This window comes from Paraburkholderia sp. J12 (assembly GCF_905220215.1).
Taxonomy (GTDB): domain Bacteria; phylum Pseudomonadota; class Gammaproteobacteria; order Burkholderiales; family Burkholderiaceae; genus Paraburkholderia.
On record NZ_CAJMZC010000006.1, the window covers coordinates 305,889 to 327,142 of the forward strand.

The 21,254-nt window shown below is 64.4% G+C and carries 22 protein-coding genes; 10 read left to right on the forward strand and 12 right to left on the reverse strand.

The annotated features are described in order from the left end of the window. Positions 1 to 48: 48 nt before the first annotated feature. The gene (locus U5760_RS16375; RefSeq protein ID WP_415914110.1) at positions 49 to 204 is read right to left on the reverse strand and encodes a hypothetical protein; all 156 of its coding nucleotides are present in this window, start codon (positions 202 to 204) and stop codon (positions 49 to 51) included. Between the two features lie 119 nt (positions 205 to 323). Here U5760_RS16375 and U5760_RS16380 point away from each other — a divergent pair, with 119 nt between their 5' ends. Continuing rightward, complete coding sequence (locus tag U5760_RS16380; protein ID WP_322013262.1) at positions 324 to 1,037, forward strand: riboflavin synthase subunit alpha; 714 nt, start codon at positions 324 to 326, stop codon at positions 1,035 to 1,037. Positions 1,038 to 1,275: 238 nt separating this feature from the next. On the opposite strand, the gene U5760_RS16385 is transcribed toward U5760_RS16380, so the two are convergent. The 7 genes from U5760_RS16385 to U5760_RS16415 all read right to left on the reverse strand — a co-directional run bounded on the left by U5760_RS16385 (position 1,276) and on the right by U5760_RS16415 (position 8,269). Then, entirely contained in the window at positions 1,276 to 2,310 is a 1,035-nt protein-coding gene (locus U5760_RS16385) for a diguanylate cyclase domain-containing protein (protein ID WP_322013192.1), read from the reverse strand. 394 nt (positions 2,311 to 2,704) lie between these two features. Beyond that, complete coding sequence (gene tkt / locus U5760_RS16390) at positions 2,705 to 4,759, reverse strand: transketolase (protein WP_322013193.1); 2,055 nt, start codon at positions 4,757 to 4,759, stop codon at positions 2,705 to 2,707. 112 nt (positions 4,760 to 4,871) lie between these two features. Further along, a complete protein-coding gene (locus tag U5760_RS16395; protein ID WP_322013195.1) occupies positions 4,872 to 6,677 on the reverse strand; it encodes an ABC transporter transmembrane domain-containing protein in 1,806 nt (601 codons plus the stop codon). 85 nt (positions 6,678 to 6,762) lie between these two features. Then, on the reverse strand, positions 6,763 to 7,008 hold the full coding sequence (locus tag U5760_RS16400) for a hypothetical protein (protein ID WP_322013263.1): 246 nt from the start codon (positions 7,006 to 7,008) through the stop codon (positions 6,763 to 6,765). Between the two features lie 67 nt (positions 7,009 to 7,075). Continuing rightward, a complete protein-coding gene (locus U5760_RS16405; RefSeq protein ID WP_322013197.1) occupies positions 7,076 to 7,372 on the reverse strand; it encodes a 4Fe-4S dicluster domain-containing protein in 297 nt (98 codons plus the stop codon). Then, the gene (locus U5760_RS16410) at positions 7,369 to 7,683 is read right to left on the reverse strand and encodes a hypothetical protein (protein WP_322013198.1); all 315 of its coding nucleotides are present in this window, start codon (positions 7,681 to 7,683) and stop codon (positions 7,369 to 7,371) included. Before U5760_RS16410 ends, U5760_RS16405 begins: the two co-directional genes overlap by 4 nt. A gap of 16 nt (positions 7,684 to 7,699) precedes the next feature. Beyond that, positions 7,700 to 8,269, reverse strand: coding sequence for a sigma-70 family RNA polymerase sigma factor (locus U5760_RS16415; protein WP_322013199.1), 570 nt, complete (start codon positions 8,267 to 8,269; stop codon positions 7,700 to 7,702). Positions 8,270 to 8,652: 383 nt separating this feature from the next. Between U5760_RS16415 and U5760_RS16420 the strand changes: the two genes are divergently transcribed. The 8 genes from U5760_RS16420 to U5760_RS16455 are packed head-to-tail and all read left to right on the forward strand — an operon-like array spanning position 8,653 to position 16,813. Beyond that, positions 8,653 to 9,924: a sugar ABC transporter substrate-binding protein gene (locus U5760_RS16420; RefSeq protein ID WP_322013201.1), complete on the forward strand. Its 1,272-nt coding sequence runs from the start codon at positions 8,653 to 8,655 to the stop codon at positions 9,922 to 9,924. Between the two features lie 56 nt (positions 9,925 to 9,980). After that, a complete protein-coding gene (locus U5760_RS16425) occupies positions 9,981 to 10,859 on the forward strand; it encodes a sugar ABC transporter permease (protein WP_322013203.1) in 879 nt (292 codons plus the stop codon). Continuing rightward, the gene (locus tag U5760_RS16430; RefSeq protein WP_322013205.1) at positions 10,847 to 11,659 is read left to right on the forward strand and encodes a carbohydrate ABC transporter permease; all 813 of its coding nucleotides are present in this window, start codon (positions 10,847 to 10,849) and stop codon (positions 11,657 to 11,659) included. Before U5760_RS16425 ends, U5760_RS16430 begins: the two co-directional genes overlap by 13 nt. 10 nt (positions 11,660 to 11,669) lie before the next feature. Beyond that, positions 11,670 to 12,704 (forward strand): NAD(P)-dependent alcohol dehydrogenase, encoded by a 1,035-nt coding sequence (locus U5760_RS16435; protein WP_322013206.1) that lies wholly within the window; start codon positions 11,670 to 11,672, stop codon positions 12,702 to 12,704. A gap of 4 nt (positions 12,705 to 12,708) precedes the next feature. Then, positions 12,709 to 13,893: a sn-glycerol-3-phosphate ABC transporter ATP-binding protein UgpC gene (locus U5760_RS16440; protein WP_322013207.1), complete on the forward strand. Its 1,185-nt coding sequence runs from the start codon at positions 12,709 to 12,711 to the stop codon at positions 13,891 to 13,893. 34 nt (positions 13,894 to 13,927) lie between these two features. After that, complete coding sequence (locus U5760_RS16445; RefSeq protein ID WP_322013208.1) at positions 13,928 to 14,821, forward strand: AraC family transcriptional regulator; 894 nt, start codon at positions 13,928 to 13,930, stop codon at positions 14,819 to 14,821. Between the two features lie 52 nt (positions 14,822 to 14,873). After that, entirely contained in the window at positions 14,874 to 16,334 is a 1,461-nt protein-coding gene (xylB, locus tag U5760_RS16450; RefSeq protein ID WP_322013209.1) for a xylulokinase, read from the forward strand. Beyond that, positions 16,331 to 16,813 (forward strand): hypothetical protein, encoded by a 483-nt coding sequence (locus tag U5760_RS16455; RefSeq protein ID WP_322013210.1) that lies wholly within the window; start codon positions 16,331 to 16,333, stop codon positions 16,811 to 16,813. Before xylB ends, U5760_RS16455 begins: the two co-directional genes overlap by 4 nt. Positions 16,814 to 16,899: 86 nt before the next feature. On the opposite strand, the gene U5760_RS16460 is transcribed toward U5760_RS16455, so the two are convergent. Together U5760_RS16460 and U5760_RS16465 are read right to left on the reverse strand one after the other, a co-directional pair. Beyond that, positions 16,900 to 17,481 carry a GNAT family protein gene (locus tag U5760_RS16460; protein ID WP_322013211.1) on the reverse strand — a complete coding sequence of 194 codons (582 nt, stop codon included), beginning with the start codon at positions 17,479 to 17,481 and terminating at the stop codon, positions 16,900 to 16,902. Continuing rightward, positions 17,478 to 17,951, reverse strand: a complete 474-nt coding sequence (locus tag U5760_RS16465; protein ID WP_322013212.1) for a L,D-transpeptidase — start codon at positions 17,949 to 17,951, stop codon at positions 17,478 to 17,480. The genes U5760_RS16460 and U5760_RS16465 overlap by 4 nt, the downstream gene beginning before the upstream one ends. A gap of 153 nt (positions 17,952 to 18,104) precedes the next feature. On the opposite strand from U5760_RS16465, the gene U5760_RS16470 reads away from it, so the two are divergent. Next, complete coding sequence (locus U5760_RS16470) at positions 18,105 to 18,833, forward strand: alpha/beta hydrolase (protein ID WP_322013213.1); 729 nt, start codon at positions 18,105 to 18,107, stop codon at positions 18,831 to 18,833. A 42-nt stretch (positions 18,834 to 18,875) separates the two neighbouring features. Here the strand turns inward: U5760_RS16470 and U5760_RS16475 are convergent, their stop codons facing one another. Both U5760_RS16475 and U5760_RS16480 read right to left on the reverse strand, forming a co-directional pair. Next, the gene (locus U5760_RS16475) at positions 18,876 to 20,141 is read right to left on the reverse strand and encodes a multidrug effflux MFS transporter (RefSeq protein ID WP_322013215.1); all 1,266 of its coding nucleotides are present in this window, start codon (positions 20,139 to 20,141) and stop codon (positions 18,876 to 18,878) included. A 173-nt stretch (positions 20,142 to 20,314) separates the two neighbouring features. Beyond that, positions 20,315 to 21,076: a hypothetical protein gene (locus tag U5760_RS16480; protein ID WP_322013216.1), complete on the reverse strand. Its 762-nt coding sequence runs from the start codon at positions 21,074 to 21,076 to the stop codon at positions 20,315 to 20,317. Between the last annotated feature and the right edge of the window lie 178 nt (positions 21,077 to 21,254).

A 21,254-nucleotide genomic window follows, 5' to 3' on the forward strand; every position in this document is an offset into this window, starting at 1 on the left:
ACGGGTGAAATCGCCGGCCGGGTTGTTTGCCGAAACCCGGCCGCCTGTTCATGCACCATTACTGCTGAAATTCAGCAAGACAATGCCGGATATGGCCATGCACAAACCCATGGCCTTGACGGTATTGAGCGATTCCTCGAACCGGATCACGCTGATCACTGCCGTCAAGGCAGCGCTGCTTCCCGCCCAGGCCGCGTAGGTCATACCCGTTTGTAGGGATTTTGAAATCCACTGGCCGGCGCGGCACGGGCATGTTGGCCCGAAACCGCGCACCCACGGACCTCACGTATCATATCGGCCTGGAAACTGCTGAAGAGGCACATATGTTTACGGGAATTGTTCAAGGTGTCGGCGTCATCAAGGCCATCGAAGACCATGCGGAACTGAGGACGTTCAGCATCGAATTCCCCGAGGGATTCACCGCGGGTATCGAAATCGGTGCCAGTGTCTCGGTCGACGGAGTCTGCCTGACCGTGACGACGATCCGTTCGGCCGTGCTCGTCGACTTCGACGTGATGTTGCAGAGCCTGAGGATCACCACCCTGGCGGACCTGACCGAAGGCGCGAAGGTCAATGTCGAGCGTGCGGCAAAGGACGGCGCGGAGATCGGCGGGCATCCGCTCTCCGGCCATGTCGATTTCACCGGCACGATCGAAACTATTTCGTTGTCCGAACATAACAAGATGATCCGGATCGGTATACCGGCCGATTTTCGCCGGTACGTCTTCCCGAAGGGCTATATCGCGATCAATGGCTGCAGCCTCACGGTTTCGGAGATCAATCGGGACGAAGGCTGGTTTGAAATCTGGCTGATTCCCGAGACGCGGCGCGCGACCACCTTCGACGCCAAGGTCGCCGGCGACAAGGTCAACATCGAGATCGAACGTAGCACGCAGGTTGTCGTGGATACGATACGGGACTCGGTCAAGGAAACGCTGGGCGAGTTGACCGGCGTGGTCTCGAAGCTGCTCGCGGAGAAGGGCATCGACATCGAAGATCTGCTGATAAAAAGTGTCCCTCGATTGCCGAAGCAGTAACGACGACTCGTCGCGCCCTGCGTTGTGTTTCTACTTCGCCGCGAAATGGCCGTTCAGCCCGGCGAACTGCTTTGCATGAATGCCGCGAGCGGCATGGCGTTGGGATCGTTTGCCTGCTGCTCGCCCATCAATCCGGTCTGGACATACGGCGAAGTCTGCCGGATCGATCTGATCGGGACGGGGCTTGGTGGCCGGAAGCGTCCGGCGCTCCTGGTCGCGCCTCCGTGCAAGGCCGATGCTAACGCTTCTGGATTGCCGCCCCCGTTTCGCTCCGCGTATGCCGGCGCTCGCGCTTCACGTCGTACATGGCGGCGTCGGCCACGCCGAGTGCCTGATCCACCGACATGAAGCGCACCGCGACAATGCCGGCACTCGCGCCGGGATAGTGCAGCTGGGTTTCGCGAAGGCGATACGCGCCCGCTGTGACCGCGGCCGCACGGGCGGCGAGCTCCGATGCCGCGAGGTGCGCCTCGTGCTCGTCGACGGGCCCGGGGCCGACGAAAGCGAATTCGTCGCCGCCCACGCGGGCAAGCATGTCGGTATCGCGGATCATGCCGGCGAGTCGTCCCGCGCATTGCTTGAGCAACTGGTCGCCCGCGATGTGCCCATGCTGGTCGTTGATCTGCTTGAATCCGTCGAGGTCGAACATGCCGACCAGCACGTATGAGCCGTCGCGCGCGGCTCTCGCCAGCAGGCGGCCCAATTCGTCGTGGAGCGCCCGGCGATTCGGCAGTTCGGTCAGCGAATCGGTGAGCGAATAGCGGGTGAGAAATTCGTTCGAACGACGCAGTTCGCCGAGCAGTTCTTCCCGCTCGATATGTTGCGCAATCAGTTTGGAAAACAGATTGAGCGCGCTGCGGGCGCGGGGCCCGAGCCGGCGGCTCGTCTTGCCGGCGGCGCACAGCGTGCCGATCACTTCGCCGTTGCTCGCGCGAACCGGCGCGCTCGCATAGGTCTGGATTCCCAGGGCGGCGGCCGCCTGGGAGTCGCCCCACACTTCGGAGACGTTGGGAACGACCCGCAGGTCCTGTTCGAGACAGCGCTTGCACAGCGTGTCGGACCAGGGAACGGTCAGCCCTTCCGGAATCAGCAGCTCGCCGGTATTGCGCGCAAGGCAGATCGACTGGACCGCCTTTTCCTGGTCGATGGACGTCAGGTAGGTCGATTCGAGTCCGGTGACGACTTCGAGCATTTCGAGCAGCGGCCGGGTGAGCGCTTCCAGGCTATTTGCCGTCGCGACCGTCTGCGACAGGCTTTCCAGCTTTTCCTCCATCCGTTTTTCCTTGCGAGTGAGGTCTACGGGTCTTATAGGGAAACCGGTGCGGGAACCGGGTGTCCGGCACCCTGAACAAGTGCATGATATCGGTTCGGATGCGATCCACCAACGCAGTAAGAGGCGGTGAAAACACGGACTTGCCGCCGGCTCGGGCCGGCGGACGAAAGGCAGTTGTAAGGGAGTGCATCGCCAGGGCGCTAACGACATTTGCGTGAAGAATGACGCGACAAATGCGCGCTGCCGGCGCAAGGGGCTGCGGTGGCCTTCAGGCGCTGCCGGAGTGCCTGTACGCGCGCAGCAGCCCCATCAGCGCGCCCGGGGCGGAAGAACTTCTGAAACGACCTCCATGCGCTATCGAGCGGTCAGACAAAATGCCGTGCGCGAATGTCTTTCAATGTGCTTCGACGTTGCGCAGAACCTCGCGAGCGGCGCGCACTACCGCGTCCGCGGTGATGTCGAATCTGGCATAGACGTCCTGAATCTTGCCGGACTCGCCGAAGCCGTGCATGCCGACGAATTGGCCTTGCGGGCCGAGGTACCGGTCCCAACCCAGCTCGACCGCGGCCTCCACGGCCACTCTCGCAGGCGACTCGCCGAGGATGGCCTGCCGGTACGTGGAATCCTGCTCTTCGAACAGCAGGCGGCAAGGCATCGAGACCACGGCGGTCGGCACGCCTTCGCTCTGCATAATGTCGCGCGCCTTGACGGCGAGTTGCAGCTCCGATCCGGTGGCAAGCAATGTAAGCCTGCGCGGACCGCCCTCGGCATCCAGCAGGATATAGGCGCCGCGCGCCGAGCGGTTCTCGCTGCCCGGCTCCTTGCGCAGCAGCGGCAACGGCTGGCGCGAGAGCGCGAGCAGTGCCGCGCGGCGCGGCTGCTCGAGGATCAGCTCCCAGCACTCGGCTGTTTCGATCGCGTCCCCCGGCCGATACACGGCCAGATGGGGAATCGCGCGCAGCGCGGCAAGCTGTTCGACGGGCTGGTGCGTGGGCCCGTCTTCGCCAAGACCGATCGAATCGTGTGTCATGACGAAGATCGTGCGCACCCGCATCATCGCGGCTAGCCGGATGGCGGGGCGGCAGTAATCCGAGAAGCAAAGAAACGTGCCGCCATAGGGGATCAGCCCGCCGTGCAGCGCAATGCCGTTCATGGCTGCCGCCATGCCGTGCTCGCGCACGCCGTAGTGGATATAGGAACCCGCGTATTGGCCCGGCTTGATCTCGACCTGATGCTTCGCTTTCGTGTTGTTCGACGGCGTGAGATCGGCGGAGCCGCCCAGCAACTCGGGGATCGCATCGAAGAGATGGTCGATCACTTCGCCGCTGGCCTTGCGCGTGGCCATGTCGTCATGGCTCGCGAGGAACGCTTCCCGCGCCGCCGTGATGGCCGATCTCCAGTTAGCGGGCAGCTTGCCGGCATTACGCCGCTCGAACTCGGCGCGCAGCGCCGGCGGCGCGGCTTTCACGCGCCCGTCCCAGTCCAGCCGCGCTGCGCGGCCCCGCTCGCCGACTTCGCGCCATGCTTTCAGCAGCGGGTCGGGGATATCGAAGGGGGGCGAATCCCAGTTGAGGATTTTGCGTGCACCGGCAATCTCTTCTTCGCCCGGTGCGTCGCTGTGGGCCTTTTGCGTGCCCGCTCGGGTCGGCATGCCGAAGCCGATGATCGTTTTGCAGGCAATCAGAGTGGGACGGTCCCCGGTTGCGCGAGCGGTTTCGATGGCCTGGCGTATCGCGTCCGTGTCGTGGCCGTCGATTTCCAGAACCTGCCATTGCGACGCACGAAAGCGTTCTATTTCGTTGTCCGAAACAGCGAGGCTCGTTGCCCCGTCGATCGAAATGGCATTGTTGTCCCAGAACGCGATCAACCGCCCCAGTTTCAGGTGTCCGGCGAGCGAAATGGCTTCCTCGCTGATGCCCTCCATCAGGCAACCGTCGCCGAGGAAGACATAGGTGTAGTGATTCACCAGATCGTCGCCGAATTGCGCGTTCAGGATGCGTTCGGCCAGCGCCATGCCCACCGATTCCGCGATGCCTTGCCCCAGCGGGCCGGTGGTGAGCTCGATGCCCTCGGCATGGCCGTACTCGGGATGACCGGGCGTTTTGCTGCCGACCTGCCGGAAGCGTTTCAGCTCGTCGAGCGTCATGTCCGCGTAGCCGGTCAGATAGAGCAGGCTGTAGAGCAGCATCGAAGCGTGCCCGTTGGAGAGCACGAAGCGGTCGCGATCGAGCCAATGGGGCGCCGCCGCGTCGAACTGCATGAAATCCTTGAACAGCACCGTGGCGATATCGGCCATTCCCAGCGGCGCGCCGGGGTGGCCGCTATTGGCTTTTTGCACCGCATCCAGCGTGAGGAAGCGGATACAGTTGGCCATCTCGCGCAGATGCGGGTCCCGGGGCGGCGGAACGGATTTCGGCGGGGTGGGGGCAGCGGGTGTGGGGGTGGTCATGGGGTGTACCTTTTCCGGTCAGGGCGAACCGGAACACCGCTGCGCAATTTTCATACCTCGATTCATACCTCGATGCGCTGCCTTCTCCGGTCGCCCGCACACTTTCCGCCGCTCAGGGCTCCACGACCTGCCCCTGCGGCTCTCCGAACTGCAACGCCGCGAGCTGGGCATAGAGCGGCGAAGTGTGGAGCAGCTCGGCGTGACGGCCCTGCGCGACGATGCGTCCGTGTTCCAGCACGACGATACGATCGGCTTGCTGCACGGTGGCGAGGCGGTGCGCGATGACCAGCGTGGTGCGGTTCTGCGCGGCGTTATCGAGCGCTTTTTGCACGAGTTGCTCGCTGGCGGCATCGAGCGCGCTGGTGGCTTCGTCGAGCAGCAGAATGGGCGGATTCTTGAGGATCGCGCGCGCAATGGCGATGCGCTGGCGCTGGCCTCCGGAGAGCCGCACGCCCCGCTCGCCCAGAAACGTGTCGTAGCCTTCGGGCAGCGCGTCGATGAAACCTGCCGCGGCGGCCATCCCGGCGGCGCGCTGCACCTGCTCGAGCGTGGCGTCGGGCATGCCGTAGCGGATGTTGTCGAGCACGCTGCCCGAAAAGATCACCGATTCCTGCAGCACGACGCCGATCGCCTGGCGCAATTCGGCGAGCGGCACCTGCTGCGTGGGAACGCCGTTCACCAGGATGCGGCCGCTATTCGGGTCGTAAAAGCGCAACAGCAGCTGAAACAGGGTGGTCTTGCCGGCGCCCGAAGGCCCCACCAGCGCGACGTGCTCGCCTTCGCGCACGTCCAGCGAGAGGCCCGAGAGGGCCGCAATGCCGGGCCGGGAGGGATAGGAGAAGCTCACGTTCTCGAAACGGATACCGCCGCCACGAGCCGGCAGCGGCACGGTGGTTTCGGCTTCGATCACGGGCGAGCGTGCGGCCAGCAATTGCAGGAGCCGTTCGGTGGCGCCCGCCGCCCGTTGCAGGTCGCCCCATACCTCGGCCACCGCGCCGACGGCGCCGGCCGTGAAGACCGCGTAGAGGATGAACTGGGACAGTTGGCCGCCGGTCATGCGACCGGCCAGCACGGCCTGTGCGCCGAGCCATAGCACGAAGACGATGGCCGCGAACACCAGCACGATCACTACGGCGGTCAGCCAGGCGCGCGCGCGGATGCGCGTAAGCGCCGTTTCGAAAGCCTGTTCCACTGCGCCGCCGAAGCGCCGCGCTTCGAAGGATTCCTGCGTGTACGACTGCACGGTGGGCATGGCATTGAGCACTTCGCCCGCCAGCGCACTCGCGTTGGCCACCTTGTCCTGGCTGGCGCGCGACAGCCGCCGCACGCGCCGCCCGAAGATGACGACCGGCGCGACCACCACGATCAGCGTGGCGATGATGTAGCCGGACAGCACGGGGCTGGTCGCCACCAGCATGGCTACGCCGCCGGTCATGAGGAAGAAGTTGCGCAAGCCCAGCGAAAGGCTCGTGCCGACCACGGTCTGGATCAGCGTGGTGTCGGTGGTGAGCCGGGACAGCACTTCGCCCGTCTGAGTGGTTTCGAAGAACTGCGGACTCATCCGCATCACATGGTCGTAGACCGCGCGCCGCAAATCCGCCGTCACCCGCTCGCCCAGCGACGAGACCAGATAGAAGCGTAGCGCCGTGGCAGCGGCCAGTATCAGCGACACGACGAACAGCGCAAGGAAATAGCGGTCGATGTGTGTGCGATCGCCGCTGGCGAAGCCGCGGTCGATCAGGTATTTGAACGCCACCGGCAGTGCGAGCGTCGCGCCGGCCGACGTGACGAGCGCGAGGAACGCGAGCGCCCAGCGTCCGGCATAAGGACGCAGGAAGGGCAGCAGGCCGAAAAGCGGACCGACGCGGGTGCCGACACGGGTGGCGATGCGCGGCGACGAAGAGGCTGGGGTGGACATGAGGAGTCGCGAGGGGACCGAAACGCAGTAATTGTGCCAGTGCCGCGACGCGCACGGCGTTCGCCGGCGCAGCAGCCGTTGATCGTCAGGCGAAATGCTCCTCGCCCCACGCGGCCTCTTCGCGGCCGCGCCGGCGCGTGAGTCGCGCGGCGGCATCCAGCAGGGATACGCCCGCCGGCGTGAGCGTCGGACGACGGCGTTCGCCGAAGCGCGTCTCCAGCGAAATCAGCTGGCATTCCAGCAAGGTATCGAGTTCGATGCGTGTCATGTCGAGCTGATCGGGCGCGCTGCGCACCAGCATCAGGGTGGACAGTTCGTGGGGGCTGAGCATGGTCATTTCGTGGACTCCATAGAGTGCGGCTGGGGGCGCGGCGTGGCGCTTCCGGCGCGAGCCGCGGTCAGCCTGTTCGGGCGAGCGTGATGGCGTGCTCGGGGCACGCGGCAACGCACAGGCCGCAGGCGCGGCACGCCTGCGCGTTGGGCGCATAGGCGACTTTCATGCCGTGCACGCGCAGCTTGAAGCGGTTCATGAGCCCGAGCTTTTCGTAGTCCTCTGCGTCGATGCGGCGGATCTCGAACACGTTCTCGGGACACACGACGGCGCAGTCGGCTTTGCCTTCGCAGCGCGTGAAATCGACGGACGGCGCGATCACGCCGGGCGGCTGCTTGCAGGCAGCGGTAGCGTTGCGCGTCATGCTCCGGCCTCCGGGTTCGGGCGGGACGCGGGCGACGCCATGTTGCGCAGCTGGTCGCGCTCTGCCTGCGTCATGCGTTGCCAGCGGTGCCAGGGTTTGTGCTCGCGGCAGCGGCCATGTCCGCGGAATCCGCCGAACAGGATCCGGCTGAGCACCAGCAGGCCGATTGCGCGCGGGTAGTCGATGGCATGCGCCCCGCTCACGAGATCGGGAATGACCCAGTTCCACAGCCGCATGACGATCAGGCCCAGTACGGCGATGAACGCGATCACCATCAGCGCCTTGAAGAAGAAAAAACGGCGATACCTCATTGGCAGCTCCTTCGTTTCAAATCTCGAATCCGTCGTACACCGGTTGCAGGCGCTCGCGCAGATGCAGCACGGCGTACCGTTTGCGGGCCAGCAAGGTGTTGATGCTGGTTCCCGTGGCCTCGGCCATTTCCTTGAAGCTTTGCCCATCGAGTTCGTGGGCAATGAAAATCTCGCGCTGGTTCGCGGGCATCTCGTCGAGCGCGGCGCGCAGCGCGTCGAGCAGCGCCGTGCGCGCATACGCGGCCTCCGGCCCGGCATCGGCCGAGGGCAGCTCGAGATCGAGGCGATAGTCGTCGTCGGTCTCCGCGGCCTCGGGCAGCGGTTCTTCCTTGCGTTTGCGAAAGCGGTCGACGATCCGGTTCTTCGCTACGCGAAACAGCCAAGCGCCGACCTGCTCGATGGAGTCCGGCAGCCGGTAAGCCTCGACCAGCTCTTCGAAGACGTCTTGAAGAATGTCCTCGGCTTCGTCCTGATCGATGACCCGGCGCCGGATGAAATTGCGCAGCCGCGGGCGCTCGCGCGCCACGGCGGTGGCGATTTCGCGGTCCTGCGGACTCGGCTGGGTCGGGATGAGCGGCGGTTCCATACCTGTGTTGACGATTCAGGTTGCGGAATATTGTGTGGCGGGACGAATTTTTTTGGTTGGGCGGACTGGGGATATTCCCGTGCCGAGCGGGCGTGCAATGCGCCGCTCCTTTATTACAAATTGCCTTCTTGTGCGGCCTCGAGGGCAGATCGATACGGCCGTTGCGAGCGGGGCGACGCGTCCAGATGATTCATCGCGGCGATACAAATTTCCGCCACCCCCTACCCATGCTGAGAAAAAAGTATCAATGGCGACGCCGTTTTGGCGTGGAAGCGGCGATGACCCCGATGGTACTGTGCATACGCTGTCTGGCGGGATCCAGCCGAGGTCCACCCGATCCGCCCGACAGCGACGATGCCAATCAAAATGACCAGGAGACAGTTGTGAACAGGTTTCATTATTCCGCGCTGTGCGCGCTGCTTGGCGTAACCCTGCCCGTCCTGTCCTACGCACAATCGTGCAATGTGCCCGTCATCAAGGTGCTGGCGCAAAAGACGCTCGGCCTGACCGTGATGGAGAAGTCGCTGCCGGACTACGAAAAGCAGAGCGGCACGAAGATCGAGATCAGCTACTTCGGCGAAAGCGACCGGCGCGCCAAATCGCGGCTCGACGCCTCGACGGGCGCGGGCTCGTACCAGATCTACTACGTCGACGAAGCCAACGTCTCCGAATTCGCGCAGGCCGGCTGGCTCGTTCCGCTGCTCAAGTATTACCCGAAAGACGCCGACTACGACGACTTCCTGCCGGCGCGCCGAGCCGTCGCGAGCTACAAGGGCGTTGCCTATTTCGCACCGCTGATCGGCGGATCCGACTTCCTGTTCTATCGCCGTGACATCCTCGAAAAAGCGCACATGCCCGTGCCGCGCACGCTCGACGAACTGGTGGCCGACATCAAGAAGCTGAACGCGCCGCCGAACCTGTACGGCTGGGTCGCGCGCGGCCAGCGCGGCTCGGGCATGAACGTCTGGCGCTGGGCGCCGTTCATGCTCGGCGAAGGCGGCACGTGGACCGACAAGTCCGGACAACCCGACTTCAATTCGCCGTCCGCCGTGAAAGCGACGCAACTCTACACCGATCTCTTCCGCTACGCGCCGCCGGGCTCCACCACCTACGACTGGAGCAATGCGCTCGAAGCGTTCCGTTCCGGCAAGGTCGCGTTCATGATCGAATCGACGCCGTTTGCCGACTGGATGGAAGACCCCACCAAGTCGACCGTAGTCGACAAGGTGGGCTACGCGCGGCCGCCCGCACCGCTGCCGTCGGCCGCTTACGGCCACGGCCTCGCGATTTCCGCGGTGGGCGCGAAAGACGATTGCACGCGCCAGGCCGCGGGCAAGTTCATCGCGTGGGCGACCAGCAAGGAGCAGGAGCAGGCCCGTCTGCGCGCGAACGTGTTCAGCGACTACAACCGCACGAGCACGGTTCAGAGCGACTATTTCCAGAAGCACGTGAAGCCGCAGATACTGGCCGGTCTCAAGGATACGGGACCGGTCTCGGAGGTCACGTTCTGGCGCACGGCGCAATGGCCCGACATTGGCGATAACCTCGGCATCGCGCTCGAGGAAATCTTCACCGGCACGCAGACGGACATTCAGGGCGCGTTGAACGACTCGGTCCAGTACGCACAGGACGCGATGGAACATGCGCGCAAGTAAGACGTCTGCCGGAGCGCGTACCCGCGCTCCCATCCCGATGGCCGCCGGAGTGCGCAATGTTCAATCGCGGTAAAACAAGTCTTCCCTTCGTGTTCCTGGCGCCGCCGCTTGCCGTGATGGCGCTGCTGGGACTGGTGCCGACCATTGCGGCGATCAATCTCGCGTTGCGCAACCGCGTGCTGACCTATCCGGATAGTCAGTACGTGTGGCTCCGCAACTTCGTGCGCCTTGCCGCGGACCGGCGCTTCATCAACTCGATCGAAGTCTCCGCGATCTGGGAGTTCGTCACGGTGGTCGGCGCGGTTGCGGTTGGCGTCGTGATTGCGATCTACCTGTTCGAGCATGTGCACGGCCGGCTGCGCAACCTGATCGGCGTGCTGCTGATCGTGCCGGTGCTGTTGCCGCGCGTTTCGGCCGCGTTCATCTGGAAGTTCATGTATTCGCCGCTGAACGGCATCCTGAGCTGGCTGCTGGGTCTCTGCGGCGTGCCCGATACGGCGTTCCTCTCCGATCCGGGCGTTGCGCTCTATGCCGTCGCGCTGGTCGACATCTGGCAATGGGGGCTCTTCTTCGCGGTGGTGGTGCTCAAGCTGCTGGAGACGCTGCCGCCCGAGCCGCTCGAAGCCGCGCGGCTCGATTATGCGAAGACGTGGCAGGTCTATGGCTACATCGCGTTGCCCATGCTGCGAATGCCGATCATGAGTCTCGTCTTCATCAAGATGGTCGAGTCGCTGCGTTCGTTCGACCTGATCTACGTGATGACCAAAGGCGGTCCGGGTGTCTCCACCGAAACACTGGACATGTACGCGTATTCGCAAGGAATCGGCCTCTCGGGGAAGGTTTCGTACGCATCGAGCATGGCCGTGCTGATGATGGTCGCGACGACGTTGATTTTTACCTTTATCTGGAAGCGGGTGAACAAATGGGAAGACTGATTTCCCGCAGCACGATTCTGTTGCCGGGCGTTGCCCTCGTGCTGCTCGCGGCGTTTCCGATCTTCTGGGCCGTGCTCAACTCGCTCAAGCACCTGCTCGACATCGTGACGCCCGCGCCGCGTTTCCTCTTCACGCCGACGCTCGATAACTACCGCCAGGTCATTTCGAGCCCGGAAGTGCTGATCGCGCTGGAAAACAGCGCCGCGATCGTCGGTACCGCGGTCGTGCTGGGCACCGTGCTCGGCGTGCCGGCGGCCTACGTGATCGCACGCTTTCACGTGCCGGGCAAGCGCGACATCCAGTTCTTCCTGCTCTCGCTGCGTTTTTTGCCGCCGGTCGCAGTGGCGATTCCGCTGATCGCGATCTGGATCGACCTCGGGCTTTACGACACGCGGCTCTCGATGATCGTCACGTACCTGCTGACTACGCTTTCGACCATCACGTGGCTCTCGATTCCCGTCTTTCAGCGCATGCCGCGCGAGATCGAGGAGGCAGCGACGCTGGACGGCTATGGGCCTTACGCGGTGTTCTGGCGCATCGCGCTGCCGACCTGCGGCAGCACACTCATCGGCGGGATCGTGTTCAGCTTCGTGCTGGTCTGGAACGAACTGATGATCGCGCTCGCCCTGACGTCGTCGCGCAGCGCGACGCTGCCGGTCGTGGCATCCGCCTTTACGTCGCTCGGGCAGGAGGTGCCGTGGGGCGTCATCAACGCATCGACGGTGCTGCTGGCCATCCCGCCCATCATTTTCGTAGGCGTGCTGAGCCGCCTGCTGAACTCAATGCTAAAAGGAAAGTGAGGAGATTGTTTTGAAGGCACTTGTACTCGAAGAGGCGCGCCGCCTGAGCCTGCGCGATATCGATCTGCCGCTGACGGTCGGTCCGCGCGACGTCAAGATCCGCATCCATACAGTCGGCGTATGCGGCAGCGACGTTCATTACTTCACTCACGGCCGCATTGGGCCATTCAAGGTCGAACAGCCGATGGTGCTCGGGCACGAAGCGTCGGGAACCATCGTGGAAACGGGGGCGGAGGTGAGCCACCTGAGCGTCGGCGACCGGGTCTGCATGGAGCCGGGCGTGCCGCAGTTCGACTCGCCCGCCACGATGCGCGGCCTCTACAATCTCGACCCCGCGGTGCGCTTCTGGGCGACCCCGCCCATTCACGGCTGCCTCACGCCTTATGTCGTGCATCCCGCATCGTTCACCTATCGCCTGCCCGACAACGTGACGTTCGCGGAAGGCGCGATCGTCGAGCCGCTCTCGATTGGGCTGCAGGCGGCCAAGAAGGCAGCCATGAAGCCGGGAGACGTGGCCGTCGTGATCGGCGCCGGCACCATCGGCGCGATGACCACGCTGGCGGCGCTCGCGGGTGGCGCGTCGCGCGTGATCCTCGCGGACGTGGTGAAGGAAAAGCTCGCGCATTTCGCCAACCACCCGGCCGTCGTCACCGTGCATGCGGCGGAGCAATCGCTCGTCGATGTCGTGCGCCAGGTGACGCAGGACTGGGGCGCCGACGTGGTGTTCGAGGCATCGGGCAACGCGGCTGTGTTCGGCACGTTGCTCGACCTCGTCTGCCCCGGCGGCTGCGCGGTGCTCGTGGGCATGCCGGCCGCGCCCGTCGCGCTGGACGTGGTGGCGATGCAGGCGAAGGAAGTGCGGCTGGAGTCCGTATTCCGCTACGCCAATATTTTCCCGCGCGCGCTGGCGCTGATCAGTTCGGGGGCGATCGACGTCAATCCGTTCATCTCGCGAAAGTTCGCGTTCTCGCAGGGTGTGAAGGCGTTCGAGGAGGCGGCCGCGGGGCGCCCCGAGGACGTCAAGATCCAGATCGAAATGGACTAAAGCCATGGCGAATATCACTTGCAAGGCGCTGTCCAAGCAATACGACGGCGGCGCGCCGGTGCTGCACCCGCTCGACCTGCAGATCGACGAAGGCGAATTCGTCGTACTGCTGGGGCCGTCGGGTTGCGGCAAGTCTACGATGCTGCGCATGATCGCGGGGCTCGAGGAGATCAGCGGCGGTGATCTGATGATCGGCGACGCCGTGGTCAATGCCGTACCCGCGCGCGAGCGCAATGTCGCGATGGTGTTTCAGAACTACGCGCTTTACCCGCATATGAGCGTGTACGACAACATTGCGTTCGGGCTGCGTCGCCTGCACACGCCGAAAGACGAGATCGACCGGCGCGTGCGCGAAGTGGCGGCGATGCTCAATCTCGACGCGCTGCTCGAACGCAAGCCACGCGCGATGTCGGGCGGACAGCAGCAGCGCGCCGCGATCGCGCGCGCGATGATCAAGACGCCTGCGGTATTCCTGTTCGACGAGCCGCTGTCGAACCTCGATGCGAAGCTGCGCGCGCAACTGCGCACCGACATCAAGCGCCTGCATCAACGCCTGAAAACGACGACGGTCTACGTCACGCACGATCAACTCGAAGCGATGACGCTGGCGGACCGCGTGATTCTGATGCGCGGCGGCCGGATCGAGCAGGAAGGCACGCCGACCGAGCTGTACCGGCGTCCGCGCACGTTGTTTGCGGCGGGTTTCATCGGCACGCCGGCGATGAACTTCATCGACGGCGTCGTCGAGCGCAGCGGCGAGGCGCTTTCGGTGCGCGTCAAGGGCGAAGCCTGGCCGCTGCACGGCCCGCGTTTCGGGAGATTGCAGGACGCTCAGGCGGTCAGGCTCGCGATCCGCCCGAACTACGTGGGTCTGACCGAGGGCGCGAGCCCGCCCGGAGCGCTTGCGCTGCGGGGCACGGTGGAACTCGTGGAGGTGCTCGGCGCGGAGGCGCTCGTGACCGTGGAGTGCGCGGGAGAGCGGCTGGCGGCGCTGGTGCCGTCGGCACGCCTGCCGGCGCCGGGCGCGAGCGTGACGCTGGAGTTCGGCATGCAGGATCTGCACGTCTTCGACACGAAGACGGAGGAAAACCTCGCGCTCGAACTGCAGTACGATACGGCAGACCCGCCGTTACGCACGCCGGCCGCACGCCCGATGGCGAAGGCGGGAGTGCACCAGGGCGCCATCTAGAAGAAAGAGTCGCGGCACGTGAAGGAGACAACGCATGAACCCGGATCTCGAACTGGTTCACACCCGGCAGGACGAATCGTTTCGCGCCTGGGTGCACGACTACCCGCACACGGTCGCGAAATGGCATTTTCATCCGGAGTACGAAATTCACATCATTCGTGAGTCGACCGGCAAGTATTTCGTCGGCGACTACATTGGCGACTTCGCTCCGGGCAATCTCGTCCTGACGGGGCCGAACCTGCCGCACAACTGGGTCAGCGACGGCGGCAACGCGGTCACGGTGCCGTCGCGCGATCTCGTGCTGCAGTTCTCGCGCGAAGCCGTGCAGCGCATGGTGTCCGCGTTCGCGGAGCTCGGTCCCGTATTGACGCTGATCGACCAGGCCTCGCGAGGCATCCAGTTTCCCGACCGCCTGGGTCTTGCGATCGCACCGCTCATCGAAGAACTCTGCAGCGCGCACGGTGCGCGCCGTGTCGGGCTGCTCATGACGATACTCGACCAGATGACGAACTGCGCCGACCGGAAGATGCTGGCGGGACCCGCCTACGACGTCGACGCGCAGCGCTATATGTCTTCGACGATCAATCAGGTGCTTTCGTACATCCAGCAGAACCTGGCGGGCAATTTGCGCGAAGTCGACGTGGCGGAGTTGTCCGGAATGAGCGTCGGGACTTTCACACGGTTTTTCAAGCGGCACACCGGTTGCACGTTCGTGCAGTACCAGAATCGGCTGCGCCTGAACGAAGCCTGCGAATTGCTGATGTGCACGAACCTGGGCGTGACCGATATCTGCTATCGCGTAGGCTTTAACAATGTGTCGAATTTCAACCGGCAATTCCTCGCGCAGAAAGGCATTCCGCCATCGAAATTTCGCGCGCTGCATCGGCTGAACGAGCCTTCGCCGCACGAGCACCGGGCGGCGGCCTGAGCGCGTCGCAAACCTGGGCGGATGGTTGCGCGCCCAACAACAGGATCGCATTTTGAGTTATCTCGGCATTGATCTCGGCACTTCGGAAGTCAAGGCAGTCCTGACCGACGACGAATCGCACGTGCTGGCCAGCGCCGGCGTCGCGCTGCGGGTGGACAATCCCCATCCTCACTGGTCGGAGCAGAGTCCGCAGGACTGGTGGCTGGCGACGCTCGATGCGATCGGCGCCATCCGCAACGCGCAACCGCGCGTGTTTGCCGGTTTGCGCGGCATCGGTCTGTCTGGGCAGATGCATGGCGCGACGCTGCTCGACCGCGGGGGCAACGTGCTGCGCCCCGCGATTCTCTGGAACGACACGCGCGCGTACGCCGAATGCGTCGAACTCGAAGCACTCGTGCCCGAGTCGCGCGCGATTACCGGCAATCTCGCGATGCCCGGTTTTACGGCGCCGAAGCTGCTGTGGCTCTCGAAGTACGAGCCGGCCGTGTTCGGGTCCGTGCAGAAAGTCTTGTTGCCGAAGGACTATATCGCGTGGCGTCTGACCGGCGAATTCGTCTCCGACATGTCGGACGCGTCGGGCACGCTGTGGCTCGATGTCGGCAAGCGCGACTGGTCGGATCGCATGCTGGAGGCAACGGGCCTCTCTCGCGAGAATATGCCCCGGCTTGTCGAGGGGAGCGAGGCGGCCGCGGAGTTGCGCGACGAACTGCGGCGCGAATGGGGCATCGATGGGCGCGTGGTGGTCTGCGGCGGTGCCGGGGACAATGCGGCGAGCGCAGTGGGCATCGGTGTCGCGAAGACGGGCGATGCTTTTCTCTCGCTGGGCACTTCTGGCGTGCTCTTCGCCGCCACCGCGCGTTATGCGCCGAACCAGGCACAAGCGGTGCATGCGTTTTGCCATTGCGTGCCGGAGCAATGGCATCAGATGAGCGTGATCCTTTCCGCGGCCGCGAGTCTGCAATGGTTGTCGCGCGTGTTGAAAGTCGGCGTCGCCGAACTGGTGGAGATGGCGCCGGGCGGAGAGAGCGCGACAGCCCCCGTATTTCTGCCCTATCTGAATGGCGAGCGGACGCCGCACAACGACGCCGAAGCGAAGGGCGTTTTTTATGGCATGAGCGCATCGCACGGCGCGGCGGAATTCGCGTACAGCGTGATGGAGGGCGTGGCGTTCGCGATGGCCGATGGGTATGCGGCGCTTCGGGGCGCCGGCACGGTGCTCGAAGCGGCGTCGTTCATTGGCGGCGGCTCGCGAAGCGCGTTCTGGGGGCGGCTCTGTGCGACGGCGCTCGGTTTTCCGCTCAACCTTCACGAAGGCAGCGACGTGGGTGCCGCGCTGGGGGCGGGGCGACTCGCGCGTTTGGCCCGCACCGGCGAAGCGCTCGATGCGGTGTGCGTGGCACCGCCAGTGGTCCGGCGATACGAACCGTCGACAGCGACGGGGGCTGTGCTCCAGGAACGGCTGGCGCGTTACCGGCGGCTGTATCGGGCGCTTCGCGACGAGTTTCGCGCTTGAGCGACGTGATGCGAGGACGTAAAACGCCGCGAACGGCAAGGGCGGACCTCTCGAGGTTCGATCATCTTCCTGTGCCTCGAAGCTTCGTGAATGAGGTTTCTCTCGCAAACCATCTTGCGCTGGAAGCTTGTTGCAGGAACGCGGGAAACCGGGACCTGCTCAACCGGATGAGCCGCGTGCTGTATCTCAGCTATCTGATTTGCGAGGCAGAGGGCGCCTGCGAGGATCTCGACGCGTTCCGCGCCGCGGAGGCCACGCTCGACCTTGCGGCACGGCGTGCCGCCGAAACGGATGTGTGGCGGGTGGACGAACCGGATCGGCCGGTATTGGCCAGGATATTGGCAATTCACGATGCACAGCTCGCTTCGGTGTCGACCCGAACCTATGCTTCTGCGGTGCGGCGGCTGGAACGGCTGCTTTTGAGCGAGAATCCGGCTTCGCCCGTTGGTAACGCGGCGCCGCTTTCCAGGGCCCACTGATGTCGACGGCACGGGAGGCTCGACCCGCCGCGCTTTCCCTGGCCGTCACCGGGCCTCGAGCGGCGCACGGCGATATCTCGCGGAATTCATTGCCCGTTGGAACGGCATTGCGGCGGGCAGCGAGGCAGACCCGCAAGCGCGTAGTGAAACTCGTCGCTCGTCGAACCTTTGAACTCGTCGGCGTTTTTGACGTGCTCGACGAGTACGAAGCCGAGCGATTCCACCAGCCGGATAGACGCCACGTTGCGCGTATCGATTTCGGCATTGAAGCGTTGAATCCCGTACGCATCGCGCAGTGCCGGCAAGAGCGCGTAGAGCGCTTCGCTTGCATAGCCCCGGCGTTGGCTCGACGGAAAGACGAAGTAGGCAATCCACGCTTCTTTCGACGCCAGTTGAACCGTCGCCTGGAGATAGCCGTGCGGCTCGCCGTTGGGATCGATTAACGCCCAGTTCAGCCAGGCCTCTTCGCCGTCCGGCGAGCGGCGAGGCTCGAGTCTCCGATATCGGGCGGTCAGTTCTTCAAGGCTGCCGGGCGGGTTCTCGGGAATATGGCGGTAGGCCACGGGATCCTGCCGTCCGTCGAACATTTTTGCTGCGTGATCTTCCGTCAGCGGTTCGAGGTGCAGCCGCCGAGTGGGCAGGATCGAAGCTTCGAAAGCCGTTGTCATTGTTCAATCAGGACAGGCGTGCCGGGTTCGACCAGATCGAATAACTCCGCGACGTCCGTATTGCGCATCCGGATGCAGCCGTAGGAGGCGGGGACACCCATCGGCTCGGTATCGGGGCAGCCATGAATATAGACGTAACGCCGCATCGTATCGACCTCGCCCCAGCGATTCTTGCCGGGTTCGCAACCGCACAGCCAGAGAATACGCGTGAGCATCCAGTCGCGCTCCGGAAACTGCTGGGCGAGCTCGGGCGAATAGATTTCGCCGGTCGCCCGGCGTCCGACGAAGATCGCACCAAGCGGGCAACCGGTGCCGATCTTCGCGCGGATCACATGGCGGCCGCGTGGCGTGCAGCCGCTGCCCATCTTCTCTCCCGGACCGTTTTTGGCGGTGGAGACCGGCCAGGTGCGAAGGGGCGTTCCGTTGCGCAAGAGAGTCAAGGTTTGACGCGAGAGATTGGCTATGAGCATCGTCGTGTTTCAAAAGGCGCTTCGCGGGAGGTGACACAATGCGGCCACGGCAGTAAAAATAGCGAATCGCCGATCTTCCATCAACTCCAGTGAAGTACCGGCCGCGAGTGACTGAACCACAACAAGATCCGATCAACTGAGAGAGCAGATGGCATGAGCACCCGTCCACCCGTTGTTTTCATTCATGGTTTTATCGGCACGTTCGAGGCAGGAGAGGTCGAAGCGCCTTATGTCGCTCCCGATTTGCTGGGCTATGGCGAGCATCGCTCGACGCCGTTCGCGCAGATTTCCCTGCCCGCACAGGTCGAGCATATCGCGACAGTTCTGCAGAGCCGATTCGGCACAGAGTCCGTCGACGTTGTCGGTCATTCGGTGGGCGGCGCGATTGCCATGCTGTTCGCGCACGCTTATCCCGAGCGCGTGCGTCGCGTCGTCAATGTCGAAGGCAACTTCACGCTCGACGACGCGTTCTGGTCGGCCTCGGTGGGCCGCATGACACCGGACGAGGCAGAGACCATGCTGGCGGGCTTCAAGGCAGATCCGCTTCAATGGCTGCGCGGTGCCGTTCCGGACGCAGCACCCACCATGGGAGACGTCGCCCGGCGCTGGCTTGACCACCAACCGGCTTCCACACTGCGCGCGATGGGGCAATCGGTGGTGGCCGTCACGGGGCGGGCGGCTTACCTCGATGCGTTGAGGGAGGTTTTTCAGCACCATCCCGTGTATCTGCTGTCGGGCGAGCGCTCCCTCCCAGGATGGAACGTACCGGACTGGGCATTGAGCGAATCCGCCGGCAGCGCGACGCTGAAAGGCTGCGGCCATCTCATGCCAATCGAAAACCCCGCGGCGTTTTCGGCGGCGATCCGCGGGTTCCTGGCTTAGCCTCTTACCCCGCGGGCCCATCGAAACCGCAAGCCCATCCTCCTACGCCACCTCGCGTCCATCGCGCACGACCGCGCCGCCCGTTTGAAGCTGCGCCAGATGGCGCAGCAGTTTCGTCACCATCCAGACCACCGTGAACGCGACGATCACGAAGAACGCCGCGAGCGGCGCGAGGATCTGCACCGAGACAAAGCCGGCGAGAGCCATCATGGCGGACGAGACGAGCAGCAGCGCACACCCGAGAATCGCGCTCGTCAGGCCCGCGATGTGCGGAAACAGCGAATTGCCCTTGGCCATGAACGTGGGGTACATCGCGCCCGCGCAAAAGCCCATCACGATCACCGGCGCCGCGAGTGTCCAGACCCGCAGCCCGATCGTGAGCGCCAGCACCAGCATGACGATCGAAGCCAGCGCCATCAGGCGCGCGCCGATACGCAGGCGCTCTTCCGCGCTCGGCAGCTTCGGCCCATGCACCCGGTTCGAGAGGCCGCCGAGGAAATACGCCATGCCCACGCCGAGCGCGAGGTAGCCGAAATAGGTAGGCGGCAGATGCAGCGTGCTTTGCACCATGAACGGCCCGACGATGTTGAACACGAGCAGGATGCTGTAGCACAGCCCCTGCGCGAGAAAGCAGCTCTGGAACACCGGGCTCGCAAGCACCTTGGCCGCGTTCGTCATCAGCGTGCGCAGTTCGAGATGAACCGGCTTCGGCAGCGTTTCGCGGTAGCGCAGCAGCGCGCCCCACATCACGAGCGAATAGACGAGCAGGAAGACGAGGCAGGCCTGCCAGCCGAACCACGTCTGAAGATGCGCGCCGATGACCGGCGCGATGATCGGCGCGAGTCCCCATGCAATCGACATATAGGTGAACATGTGCATCAGCGCCTGGCCCTTGAACGAGTCGGTGATGATGGCTTTGGCGAGCAGGTTCGTCGTGGCGATGCCGAAGCCCTGCAGGCAGCGGGCGAGGATGAACGTCTCCAGATTGGGCGCGCAGAGTGCGAGCACGCAGCCCACCGTATAGACGACGAGGCCGAACGCCAGCACGGGCTTGCGGCCGTGCGCGTCGGCAATGGGGCCGAACATGAGCTGGCCGAGCGCGTAGGCCGCCATGTAGCCCGAGACGCTCGACTGGATGGCCTGCGGCGAGGTGGCGAAGTCGTGCGCCATGGCGGGCAGGGCCGGCACGTAGATGTCGATGGCCATCTGCCCGGCGGAGGCGAACAGGCAGATCAGGAACAGCAGGAAGCGCGGCGAATTCGGCGCGCGCGCGGCAGGGGCCGCGCGATGAGTGGCAGGCTGGGTCATGACGGCAACGAGAGGGCGGATGGCGGCAGCGCGATACCGATTCCGTTCGAATGTCGAACGCGATGCGGCGGCAGCGGTGTTTTCCCGTATTGTGCCCGTATTGTGCCTGTAGCTGGCAGGATTTGCCCGGCCTGATCCCGAGTATCCGGCTTGGGCTCCGGGGCCGGCCCGCGTTATTTGCCGATGAACCGCAGCGCCTCGCTCATCGGCGCCCGCGAGGCATTGACCATCCCTTGAAACGGCGTATCCATGTCGAGCACGACGTAGACGGCCGTGGTGGCCGAGATCGAGCACAGCAGAAACACGACGCACATGCTCCAGTTTCGCGGCGCGCTGAAGCCGAATATGCCGAAGATCACCACCAGCCAGCCCACGAGAATCGCGATCAGGGGTGCCGGAATCAAGCCCTTTCTGTGTTCGAGTGCGAGCCAGCGCCCGGCGAAGATGTCGTCCCAGAGTTCGAGCGCGCGGTCCTGCAGTTTTTCCTGCAGGGCGTTCGCCGGCTTGAGGGCGAAGATGCGCTCCTGAATGTCGTAGGTGCTCGCGATCATTTCCCGCGATTCCGCCTCGGCGGTTTTTCCCGTCGTGCCGGAAAAGAGGAACGTGGTCCAGCGTGCGTAATCCTGTTTGATCCGGGCGCGCAGGTCGTCGGTCGCGGGGCCGAACTCGGCCAGGGTGCGGTCCAGCCGGATCATGGCGACGGTATTGCGCTCGATGGCCGTGTTCACGAGGTCCAGCGACGACTTCCCCGAGGAGATCAGAAGGCTCAGCACCAGCGCCGCGAGTGTCGCCACGAGGCCTACGGCAATGCGCATTGCGCCGAGCGAAGCTTCGTCGAAATGATGCTCGGGCAACTTGAGGCGTACGTAGGATCCCAGTGCCGCGCTCACGAGAATGAGCGTCAGCACGATGGCGGAAATCACGTAGTGATCCATGGAAGGGCGGCCTCGCGGGGGCGGTCTGGGCGGGCCGGGGGATGGCGGCCCGTCAGGTCTTACTGTAGACCACGAGAACCCTGGAGAAACGGTGTTGGCGCACGGATCGGCGCAACGGGCGATGCCGTCATGCCACCATTGCCGGACGTTTGCAGCGGTCCGCCCGCGTTACTGCAGC